Origin of the sequence: Dactylosporangium sp. NPDC051484 (genome assembly GCF_040689395.1) — a bacterium.
Taxonomy (GTDB): Bacteria; Actinomycetota; Actinomycetes; order Mycobacteriales; family Micromonosporaceae; genus Dactylosporangium.
The window spans coordinates 25,636-35,825 of sequence record NZ_JBFAZX010000044.1 but is presented as its reverse complement, the minus strand read 5'-3'; the positions used below and the strand labels follow the sequence as shown (position 1 = coordinate 35,825).

11 protein-coding genes and 1 pseudogene are annotated in these 10,190 nt (G+C 66.7%); 4 read left to right on the top strand and 8 right to left on the bottom strand.

Annotation, left to right across the window (positions count from 1 at the left end):
- Positions 1-658: 658 nt before the first annotated feature.
- Positions 659-1,312: a hypothetical protein gene (locus AB0367_RS36175; RefSeq protein ID WP_366231023.1), complete on the bottom strand. Its 654-nt coding sequence runs from the start codon at positions 1,310-1,312 to the stop codon at positions 659-661.
- A gap of 107 nt (positions 1,313-1,419) precedes the next feature.
- Here AB0367_RS36175 and AB0367_RS36170 point away from each other — a divergent pair, with 107 nt between their 5' ends.
- Positions 1,420-2,280: a haloalkane dehalogenase gene (locus AB0367_RS36170; protein WP_366231022.1), complete on the top strand. Its 861-nt coding sequence runs from the start codon at positions 1,420-1,422 to the stop codon at positions 2,278-2,280.
- Between the two features lie 41 nt (positions 2,281-2,321).
- Here AB0367_RS36170 and AB0367_RS36165 read toward each other — a convergent pair whose 3' ends face one another.
- From AB0367_RS36165 to AB0367_RS36140, 6 genes are all read right to left on the bottom strand, one after another.
- The gene (locus AB0367_RS36165) at positions 2,322-2,852 is read right to left on the bottom strand and encodes a transposase (RefSeq protein WP_366231026.1); all 531 of its coding nucleotides are present in this window, start codon (positions 2,850-2,852) and stop codon (positions 2,322-2,324) included.
- Between the two features lie 480 nt (positions 2,853-3,332).
- A complete protein-coding gene (locus AB0367_RS36160) occupies positions 3,333-4,352 on the bottom strand; it encodes an IS110 family transposase (RefSeq protein ID WP_366231021.1) in 1,020 nt (339 codons plus the stop codon).
- 66 nt (positions 4,353-4,418) lie between these two features.
- Positions 4,419-4,922, bottom strand: coding sequence for a winged helix-turn-helix domain-containing protein (locus AB0367_RS36155; protein WP_366231020.1), 504 nt, complete (start codon positions 4,920-4,922; stop codon positions 4,419-4,421).
- Between the two features lie 312 nt (positions 4,923-5,234).
- Positions 5,235-5,966, bottom strand: a complete 732-nt coding sequence (locus AB0367_RS36150) for an SDR family NAD(P)-dependent oxidoreductase (protein ID WP_366231019.1) — start codon at positions 5,964-5,966, stop codon at positions 5,235-5,237.
- A 141-nt stretch (positions 5,967-6,107) separates the two neighbouring features.
- Positions 6,108-6,296 (bottom strand): hypothetical protein, encoded by a 189-nt coding sequence (locus AB0367_RS36145; protein ID WP_366231018.1) that lies wholly within the window; start codon positions 6,294-6,296, stop codon positions 6,108-6,110.
- Positions 6,297-6,301: 5 nt separating this feature from the next.
- On the bottom strand, positions 6,302-7,483 hold the full coding sequence (locus AB0367_RS36140) for a thiolase family protein (protein WP_366231017.1): 1,182 nt from the start codon (positions 7,481-7,483) through the stop codon (positions 6,302-6,304).
- Positions 7,484-7,864: 381 nt separating this feature from the next.
- Here AB0367_RS36140 and AB0367_RS36135 point away from each other — a divergent pair, with 381 nt between their 5' ends.
- From AB0367_RS36135 to AB0367_RS36125, 3 genes and pseudogenes are all read left to right on the top strand, one after another.
- Positions 7,865-9,013, top strand: a complete 1,149-nt coding sequence (locus tag AB0367_RS36135) for a thiolase family protein (protein WP_366231016.1) — start codon at positions 7,865-7,867, stop codon at positions 9,011-9,013.
- Positions 9,010-9,323: pseudogene (locus tag AB0367_RS36130) on the top strand (acyl-CoA dehydrogenase family protein); the annotation flags it as partial. The gene AB0367_RS36135 and the pseudogene AB0367_RS36130, both read left to right, overlap by 4 nt.
- Before the next feature lie 81 nt (positions 9,324-9,404).
- Complete coding sequence (locus tag AB0367_RS36125) at positions 9,405-9,551, top strand: acyl-CoA dehydrogenase family protein (RefSeq protein ID WP_366231025.1); 147 nt, start codon at positions 9,405-9,407, stop codon at positions 9,549-9,551.
- On the opposite strand, the gene AB0367_RS36120 is transcribed toward AB0367_RS36125, so the two are convergent.
- Positions 9,526-9,954, bottom strand: coding sequence for a hypothetical protein (locus AB0367_RS36120; protein ID WP_366231015.1), 429 nt, complete (start codon positions 9,952-9,954; stop codon positions 9,526-9,528). The genes AB0367_RS36125 and AB0367_RS36120 overlap by 26 nt on opposite strands.
- Between the last annotated feature and the right edge of the window lie 236 nt (positions 9,955-10,190).

Genomic DNA, 10,190 nt, shown 5'->3' with positions numbered 1-10,190 from the left:
TCGATGGCTCCACGCCCATCTCCAGCATCGCCCGATTCGGGCGTTATATCCGTGTCGTCCGTGGAGACGACTCATTCCTTGCTGAGATCACGTCAGTGTCGCAGCACGGGTCGGTCAGGGTCGAGCAGCGGGTTGCAGCGGTCGACGTGAGCATTGACCGGGGTGGCGTCCTACGCCCGCCACGGCGTGCGGCCGGGCTACTCGAATTGTGAACCAACGGATTAAAAGTCCGAAGTGGACGATCAACTATCTAAAAGTCAAGCATAGCAAGAAAAAGTCCGTTAAGCGCGTGGCGCGTCCGAGTTTATCCGGCAACGTCCGCGCTGGTCAGCGGGCTCAGCTCCCCGCAAACGCCAATGCCCACTTTGGATCGGACGCGGAAGTTCCTGAACCGTACGGCTCCGGCCGTGCCAGGTAGCGAACATCCGAGCAACCAGCGAGCAACCGATCATGTGCGAGCCCACGCCCTCGGCCTCCTCGTTGCCGACGACACCGCGCGGCCCGCGAGCGAGTTCGCTTGGTCGCGGAATCCGGCGAATCGTCTTGATCAACAGTCGTGCCGCGCCGCGAGTGCCCGTGTCCCTGGCATGGGTCGGCACCTCGTGGAACCTGTTCACGCTGTGAATCAGGTGGCCAGAATCGCGAGGTCGATCGGCCGCTATTTGTACAGTCCTGCCGTACCAGGAATCCCCTCTATGTGGGCCCGCTCTGAGCCAAGGGCAGCGCCGCGTAGGTAGGCGGCGAGAATGGTCTCTAGCGAGATGGCTTCGTTGATGGCCGTTCGGTGGAACACCAGTGAGTCTGTGAGGGCGATCAGTTCCTCGACTCGGTCATCTGAGTTGGGGAGACCTGCTCTGGTGAGGGCCGACGCTGTCACCTGCTGGGTTACGGCGTGGACTTCGGATTGTGTCGTCAGCTTGTGTCGAAGCAGGGGCGCGTCGTCGAGCTCGAGGATGAGTGCGTAGCGGGCTCTCATGTCGTCGCGCCGAGCCGCGAGGGTCTCGACGAGTCCGGCGATCGCCGCGGCAAGCTCTGCGATGTCGAGCCGGTGTCCGTTGTCGAACGTCGTGTTTAGAGAGGCTGCGAGTTTATTGGCGTCGGCCATCGAGCGGTCGGCGAGTGCGTTGACGATGAGTTCCAGGAGCGCGTGCCGCGTCTTTGCATGGTAAGAGGTCGATCCTTGCGGTATTCCCGCCTCGCGATCGACGGCTCGGTGCGTCAGCGCGCGCACACCGTCACGGGCGATGATGCGGATGCCGCTGTTGGCGATCGCCTCCCGTCGCTCACTGCCACTCGCCGCACTCGCAGACACGACTTGATGCTACAGGTGTAGAGTCGCGATCAGAAGGCTCTACATCTGTAGTGGAAAGCTGTTGTCCAGGCAGGTGGGGGCGCGGCGCAGGCCATGAGGAGGGCGCGATGATGATCGACTTCGTTCCGGACGAGAGTTTGTACCCTTTCGAGTCACGCTGGTTCGATTCGTCGGCCGGTCGGCTTCACTACATCGACGAGGGGACCGGGTCGGCGCTGCTGTTCTGCCACGGCTCGCCGACCTGGAGTTTCCTCTATCGGCACATCGTGAAGGGCCTGCGTGACCGGTACCGGTGCATCGCTGTGGACTACCTGGGCTTCGGGTTGTCCGAACGGCCCCAATCCTTCGGCTACACGATCGCCGAGCACACGACGGTCCTGGGCGAATTGATTGACCATCTACGGCTGGACGGGTTCATCCTCATGGGGCAGGACTGGGGTGGCCCGATCGGGCTGGGCGCGGCAAGCATGCGGGCCGATCGAGTCAGAGGGATCGTGCTGGGCAACACCGTCTTCTGGCCGATCGAACCGTTGGCGAACCGGGCATTCAGCGCGATCATGAGCAGCCGCCCCATGCAACGGCGCATACTCGAACAGAACCTCCTCGTCGAGCAGTTCCTGCTGGGAAAGCTCGGCCCCACCCTTACCCTGGCCGAGGCCGACCACTACCGCATGGCGCAACCCACGAGAGAAGCGCGACGCGGCCTCGCGGTCATGCCCAACGAGATCCGCGTCGCACGCCCACTGCTGGAACGACTCGCCCAAGACGTGCCTGCCCTCCTCGGTGACAAACCGACTCTGGCGGTGTGGGGAATGAAGGACATGGTGTTCCGGCCAAAAGCGTGCATCTCGCGGATTCGCGCCTCGTTCACCGACCTCGACGTAGTTGAGCTACCCCAGGCGCGACACTTCATCCAGGAGGACGCACCAGACCAGATCACGTCAGCGATCGCCAACCGGTTCCCGTGAGCCGTCATATTAAAGTATCTTTCGATATTTGAGTGATGCCCTCAGAGGCGTAGGCCGGTGTGGTCGAGGAAGTTGAAGCACAGGTCGTAGCTGCTGCCGATGCGGTGCAGGCCGTTGTGCGCTGCGGTGTCGGCTTCGCTGATGTGTTCGGGGCAGAGGTTGGCCAGTTCGGTGGCTTTGAGGTTGCCCCAGACCAGTTCCATGGGGTTGAGGTCGTGGGCGTAGCCGGGCAGTTGTTCCACCACGAGCCAGTGTCGCTGGGTGGCGAGCCATGCCTTCATGTCCTTGGATCGGTGGGCGGACAGCCCGTCCCAGATCAGCGTGACCGGTCCGCGCAGGTGCCGGCGCAACTCGGTGAGGAACGCGATGAGGCTTTCGGTGTTGTAGCTTCCCGGCTTCGTTTGGAACACCAGCTTGGCCCGGCTGCGGTCGGGCCGGTAGGCCAGGACGCCGGCCATGGACATGCGGGTCCAGGAGAACCGGTGCCGCAGCACCGGTGTCTGTCCGCGCGGCGCCCAGGTGCCGCGAACTACAGGCAGGAGCGAGAATCCGCTTTCGTCCTGGAAGCAGATCCAGGCGCCGCGTCGTCGAGCCCCCTTATCTGTTGGGGAGCCCCCGTGTCGAGTGGGGTCCTTGTTCTCCTTCTCTCTTTCCCCCGGGGCAGGTGCTGATGTTGTGTCGGGCGCAGCCGTCGGGTCAAGGTGGAGCGCCCGCAGCGTAGCGAGGACGTACGACCTTGACAGCGGTGAGCACCGGCACAGACTGTGGTGTGTCCGGGGGAAGGGTGGTCAGGCCATTGGTGCTCCTGCGGCGTGACGGGTGTGTTTGGGGTCGTGGTGCGCGGGCGCCCGGCCTTATCTCGGTGCGCGAACCCAGAGCTGACGTGCCATGACGGTTCGGCGACATGATGATCGATAGGGTGTCCCGCAGGGCGGTTGTGCGACCGCTCGGTCTTTTGAGGCCATGACAGCGCGTGGCGCCGTGGCAGGGGGCTTGCTGGGAGCGGGCCGCAAGACATCGCTGACGTGGGCAGATGCGCGCACCAGCATGGCTTACACCGTGGCCAGAGCCCGGTCGCCGAGCGAGCGCAGCAGATGGTAGGACCGTCGGGTGATCTTCCGGGCCATGGACAGGGCCGCCCGGTTACCGCTGACGCGGTCCTTGACCGTCGCGTAGTACCCGTGGTCGGGACTGCCTGCTCGGGCGGCGCATTTGGCCGCTTCGTACAACGCCCACCGCAGCAACGGGGAGCCCTGCCGGGACAGGCGACCGGGCGCGCGTTTGTCGTCGGATGAGTAGACGGTGACGTCCAGACCGGTCTGGCGCACCGCCTTACGCGAGGCCGAGAACCGGCGGGCGTCACCAAGCTCAGCCCAGATCACGGCGGCGGTGACCGGGCCGACCCCGTACTGACTCAGCAGTGCGGCGCAGCCGGGTTGCCGGCGGGCGAAGTCGGTGATCTGCCGCCGTAACGGGTCCAGCTCAGCGTCCAGGGCATCAGTCATCCGAAGCGCGGCAAGCACCGCCTGGTGACCGGCCGGGGAGAGCACGACACCGGCCTGCAGACGTTGCCGCTGCTGGCTGTTGAGCAGGTCACCGGCCGCGGGCGCTCCGTGGTGGAACAGGATCGCATGGATACGTTGCACCCAGCCGGTGTGTTCGTCGCGCAAGTCCTTGAACAACTGAAGCAGGCCGCGCGTCTCCAACACGTGCTGCGGGGCGATCCACGACTCGGGTAACCGATGCTCGGTCAGCAGTTCACGCAGCCGCCGGGCGTCGGTCCGATCGGTCTTGGCCCGCCGTTTCGGCCCCCGCGCGGCGGCCGTGTCAGCCGGCTCGGCCAAGGATGCCCGGATCCCCGCTCGCTGCAGTTCCTCAACCACCAACCGCCACCCGGTACACGCCTCCACGGCGAACACGGCCGGCCGCCCGGTCACCGACCGCAGCCAGCCACGCAGCAATTCCCGATCGGCTGGCGCTATCCGACCCCGCCGGACCAGCCCGGTCTCGGTGTCCACGTAATCAAAGGTGATCTGCCGTCGATGCACATCCAACCCACCTACGATGGTCATGGGGACCTCCTCATGTTCCTTCGTTACGCACTCCATCGTGCGCTGAGCTGAGGGGTCCCTTACATGTCATCTTTTGATCCTCGGCCAGTCCCGCTTAGCCCAGGCCTCGATCGCCGCGTCATCACGTTCCACCGCCCGCCGAGCGGGCCGCTGCCGGCTCCAGCCCAGACGCTGGCGCAGGATCAGCCAAGTCTGCGACAACGTGTACCGCACCCCGGTTATCCGCTCGATCACCTCCGAGACCCGGGCCAAGGTCCACATGTCCGTGCCGAACCCGTTAGCCTTCGGCCCTTCCAGCAGCACCGCCTCCACCCCGGCCAGCTGCTCGTCCGACAGCCGCGGCGTCCGGCCCAACCGTTCAGCACCGGCCAGGGCGTCCCGGCCACCGCTCTGCCACGCCCGATGCCACCGCGACGCGGTCTGCGCCGACACCCCCAACTGGACGACCACGTCCACCTGCCGGCGCCCAGCCTCGAACAGCTCCACCGCCCGCATCCGCCGCTCCCGCAACGCATCCACGTCACGACCAGGACCACGACGCGAGCTCGTCGACCGTACGGCAGTAGGCATGGTCATGATTGTCTTACCTGCCAACGGCATCGGCCCGCAACGACTCACCGCAAAATCGAAAGATCTTTAACGTGTTCGACCGCGGTACCGACGGCCTGCCTGTCATCGCCCGGCAGCCGGACTGCCAGACCTGCCGGGCGGCTCGATCAGGTCGTCGATCTCCACGTACAGTGCGGTCACGAGGGTGTCCAGATCAGCGTCCAACGACGGGCTCCAAGAGTTCGGCGGTTGGGTCAGCGACGCCGATCTTGGACACCCTCTCCGCATCTATCCAGCAGCGACACACGCCCGAATCTTCAAGGCATGAATCATCTAGCGCGGGGCCATCCGTAGGGCACCATCCATCCGGATGGTCTCGCCGTTGAGGTAGTCGTGTTCGATGATCGACAGGGCGAGTTGGGCGTACTCGTCGGGGCGGGCCAGCCGTTTGGGGAACGGGACCCCGGCGGCGAGGCCCGCCCGGAACTCCTCGGAGACCGTGGCGAGCATCGGCGTGTCCACGATCCCGGGGGCGATGGTGCACACCCGGATGCCGTACTGCGCCAGATCCCGCGCCGCCGGAAGGGTCAGGCCCAGGATCCCGCCCTTGGACGACGAGTAGGCGGCTTGGCCGACCTGCCCTTCGTAGGCGGCGACCGAGGCCGTATTGATGATGACCCCACGCTGCCCGTTCCCGTCGGCTTCGGTCTCGGCGATACGCTCGCTGGCCAGGGCGAGGACGTTGAAGGACCCGATGAGGTTGACCTGCACGACCTTGGCGTACAGGGCCAGGTCGTGCACGCCGTTCTTGCCGAGGATGCGCATCGACGGGCCGATGCCGGCGCAGTTGACGACGGTTCGCAGCGGCAGGCCCGAGCCGGCCGCCCGAGCCACGGCGGCCCTGACCTGATCCGGGTCGGTGACGTCGACCGCGACGTACTCGATGCCGTCGCCGTCCTGTGCCGTCTCCACGCTGGCGGGCAGGTCCAAGGCGAAGACCTTCGCGCCGCGCTTGGCGAGTGCCTGCGATGTCGCCGCACCCAGGCCGGACGCGCCTCCGGTCACGATTGCGGCAGTTTTATCGATGTGCATCTCTCTCCCTGGTGATCTGTGTGTGCCGGCCCCGCCGCCGCCCCTGGCGGGAACGGCTGAGGAACTTCTCGATGCGGGCGGGCGATCGTGTCAGCTTCGTCCTCTGAAATGTTGTCAGACGACTCGCCCCAGCCGGTACGCATCAGCCGGTTGGCCTCGCCGCAGGCCCGTGGTCGGGCCGACGGCGAGTTGTTCCGCGATCGCCCTCGCCTGCGGCACAGCCGCCTCGTCGTCCACGACGCCGGCGATCAGTCCCCAGTCTCGTGCCTGTTCGGCGCTCGGTGGGCGGGGTGTGAGCGCCATCCTCCTCATACGCGGCGGAAGAGGGCGGCCATGGCCTGCCCCCCACCGATACACATGGTGACGATGCCGAGTTCGCCGTCGGTGCGGGCCAGGTGCTTGGCCACTCGCAGGGCAAGGATCGCACCGGTGGCTCCGACCGGGTGGCCGAGCGCGATGGCTCCGCCGTACGGGTTGGTCCTATCCGGGTCTAGCCCTGCGTCCCGAATCACGGCCACTGCCTGGGCGGCGAATGCCTCGTTGAGTTCGACCACGTCGATGTCGCGGACGCTGGTGCCGGTCTTGTCGAACAGTTGCTTCAGCGCCGACACTGGGGCGTAGCCCATCAGTTCCGGCTCCATCGCCGCTGTCGCCACTGCCTCCAGGCTGACCAGCGCGGTCAGCCCACGCTGCGCGGCGATGGTCTCCCGGGCCAGCACCACGGCGGCGGCGCCGTCGTTGATCCCCGATGCGTTGCCCGCCGTGACCGTGCCGCCTTTTTCGAACGCAGGCCGCAGCCCAGCCAGCACCTCCAGCGTCGTCTCCGGCCTGGGGTGCTCGTCCCGATCGACCGTCACCGGTCTGCGCCCACCGACCTCGACGGGGACGATCTCCTCCGCGAAGGCCGCCGCGGCGGCATCCGACGCCGCGCGCCGCTGTGACTCCACCGCGAACTCGTCCTGGGCCTGCCGCGAAACGTCGTACTTGCGGGCCACGTTCTCGGCGGTCACGCCCATGTGGATGCCGTGGAACGGGTCGGTCAGCATCATCACCGTGCCGTCGGTCAAGGTACGGTCACCGAGCCGGTAACCCGTCCGTGCGCTGAAGTCGTAGAACGGCATCCGGGTCATGTTCTCGTCGCCACCGGCGACGGTTAGGTCAGCGCCGCCCCACCGCATCTGCATCGCCGCCGACCAGATCGCCTGCAGCCCGCTGCCGCACAGCCGGTTCACCGTGTACGCCGGCGTGGCGACCGGCAGCCCGGCCGTCAAGGCGACCCGGCGCGCGTTGTACGCGTCCGGCCCCACCTGACCGATGCAACCCATCACGACCTCGTCGACCACCGCTGCCGGCACGCCCGCCCGGGACAGGGCCGCCCGGACGGCGGTAGCCCCGAGTTCGTGGGCCGGAACGTCCTTGAACGCGCCGCCGAAGCTGCCCACCGGGGTCCGCGCCCCTTCGACAAGGAGAATGTTCTCCGAGCTCACCATCCACCTCCAGATAGCCGCACCGCACCTGCGGCACGGGGTGTTGTCACCGCCGTGTTGCCGCACTCCGGCGCGGTGTCATTCGCCCATCGCCGAAGCCGGCCGTACCGGCGGGCATGTCGATCTTCTCGAACTGCCTGGGCGCACCGAACTCCGGCGTCATCAGAAGGACTTGTCCATCGGGTACGTCCACGCGTTCAACGCGTGCGGTCGGTGCAGCGTGATCGTCGCCATGTGGTGGGCGTCAGTGGTGCCAAGGACCTCGGGGGCATGGTCGCACCCTACGGTCCCGATCTAGAATCTTCAACAATATTGTTGAAATAGCGCGGGTCGATCGATACGCTCTAACAGGGAAGTTGGAAGCAGGTCTGAAGGGAGCGCGTGGTGCACGACGCGGTATTGGTCGACGTGGTGCGAACGCCTGTGGGCAAGCGTGGCGGCGGCCTCAGTGAGGTTCATTCGGTCGACCTGTCGGCGTCCGTCCTGAGCGCCCTGATGGATCGGGTCGACCGACCTGCGTCGATCGTTGATGACGTCGTCTGGGGGTGCGTGAGTCAGGCCGGAGAGCAGTCGTCGAACATCGGCCGTTGGGCCGTGCTGTCGGCGGGCTGGCCCGACGCCATCCCGGCGACGACCGTCGACCGGGCTTGTGGGTCATCTCAGCAGGCCATCCACTTCGCCGCCGCTGCTGTGATGTCGGGGCAGTGTGATGTCGTCATCGCGGGCGGTGTTGAATCGATGTCCCGCGTGCCGATCGGGTCGGCTCGAGCGCATGGACCGGGTGAGCCGCGAGGACCTCAGATCGCGAAGCGGTACCCGGATATCGAATTCAACCAGGGCATCGCGGCCGAGCTGATCGCCCAGAAGTGGGGGTTCGAGCGCGAGGCCATGGACGCCTTCAGCGTCTCCTCGCACCTCAAGGCCCACGCGGCGCAGGGACGCGGCGACTTCGACCTCGAGATTGCGGCGGTCCAGGTCGGCCACACCACCGTCGTCCGAGACGAGGGTGTCCGGCCCACGACGTCGATCGAGGCGTTGGCCAGGCTCGAGCCGGCGTTCCTCCCCGACGGGCGCGTCACGGCCGGTAGCTCGTCGCCGATCTCGGACGGTGCGGCGGCAGCCCTGATCACCAGCTCGGCGACGGCTCGACGGCTGGGGCTGACGCCACGGGCACGGTTCCACAGCTTCGCGCTCGCCGGCGTCGACCCGGGCATGATGCTGACTGGGCCGATTCCGGCGACGGCCCGTGTCCTGGATCGGTCCGGGCTGACACTCGATGACATCGGCGTGTTCGAGGTCAACGAGGCGTTCGCAAGCGTGACGATGGCTTGGCTCGACGAGACAGGGGCGGATTCGGCACGAGTCAACGCATGGGGTGGGGCGATCGCCCTCGGGCATCCGCTGGGATCGTCCGGGGCGCGGCTGCTGGCGACTCTGCTGAGTCGGATGGAGGCCGGAAGCCACCAGTACGGACTTCAGACCATGTGTGAAGCCGGTGGCATGGCGAACGCGTTGATCATGGAGCGCCTGTGAATCGGCCACTGCTGCACGCTGCCCCTCCGCTGGCGCAGTGGAATGCTCTGCGTCTCGAGGTCCGGCGGTTTCTCCGAGATCAAAGTGATTCGAGTCGATTCACTCCTTGCGCGGACTCCTGGCTGGTCGGGTTCGACCCCGACTTCAGCCGTGAGCTCGGACAGCGCGGATGGATCGGGACGACTTTCCCGAAGGAACTCGGCGGCTCCGAGCTGGGCCCGCTGGCAAGACTCGTTATCGCGGAGGGACTGCTTGCTGCGAGGCGCCGGTGGCGGCGCACTGGATCGCTGACCGGCAGTCCGGACCGACGATCATCCGTTTCGGCACCGATGAGCAACGGCGACGGTTTATTCCGGGCATCGCGGCCGGCGAGCTCTACTTCGCGATAGGCATGTCAGAACCAGAGGCAGGATCGGACCTCGCAGCGGTCCGCGCCCGGGCCGTCCGTAATGCCAGCGGATGGGTCGTCAACGGCCGAAAGGTCTGGACGAGCCACGCGCACGCCGCGGACTTCAAGCCGCGGTTCGGGCCCTCGTGACGGTGCCGTAGTCGATGAGCAGATGTCCACCAGGCTCCGGCGTCCACGGCCGATACACCCGCCGCGCCCGCTTCCACGTGGCTTTCTGCACCGCGACCGCCCGCCGCAGCGTGCGCGCCGACCCCGTGTAGCCGGCCGCGCGGACCACCGGCAACAGCCGCTTCGCGGTGATCCGCCCATCCGTCGCCTTCACCTTCGCAAAGATCAGATCAGTGAACGCGTTAGCCGGTCCCGGGGCCGGGGCCGGGGCCCGCCGCCGGCCCGGCCGCTGCCCGGCCGTGCGGCGCTCCAGCACCCGCTTGACGGTCTTGTGGGTGGTGCCGCAGAGGGCGGCCGCGGCCCGCAGGCCGCCGGTCTCCTCGTAGGCGTTGATGATGTCCAACTCCTGCCTCGCAGTCTTCAATAGAGGGGTCCTTCGGGCCTTGCTGACGTGCTGGTTGGCACCGCAAGTCTCCCGGCCCCGAAGGACACCCAAAGATCAACTCATCCCACGAGAGTTGCCGCGGGGTTGCGCACCGCTCACCGGTCATGCGAGCAAGCATGCTGTCGCGACAATCCGTGTGCTGGGAAAACACATCCCGGTGGAGATCAAGCACACATTTGTGCCGTCTTCGAGGCCGGGCCGTTGGTTCGAGTTTC

What these genes read in the sequence shown, in the direction of transcription:
- AB0367_RS36145 (WP_366231018.1), bottom strand. Translation starts at nt 6,296, where the DNA reads ATGGCGCTCACACCCCGCCCACCGAGCGCCGAACAGGCACGAGACTGG.
- AB0367_RS36155 (WP_366231020.1), bottom strand. Translation starts at nt 4,922, where the DNA reads ATGCCTACTGCCGTACGGTCGACGAGCTCGCGTCGTGGTCCTGGTCGT.
- AB0367_RS36140 (WP_366231017.1), bottom strand. Translation starts at nt 7,483, where the DNA reads ATGGTGAGCTCGGAGAACATTCTCCTTGTCGAAGGGGCGCGGACCCCG.
- AB0367_RS36160 (WP_366231021.1), bottom strand. Translation starts at nt 4,352, where the DNA reads ATGACCATCGTAGGTGGGTTGGATGTGCATCGACGGCAGATCACCTTT.
- AB0367_RS36170 (WP_366231022.1), top strand. Translation starts at nt 1,420, where the DNA reads ATGATGATCGACTTCGTTCCGGACGAGAGTTTGTACCCTTTCGAGTCA.
- AB0367_RS36125 (WP_366231025.1), top strand. Translation starts at nt 9,405, where the DNA reads ATGTCAGAACCAGAGGCAGGATCGGACCTCGCAGCGGTCCGCGCCCGG.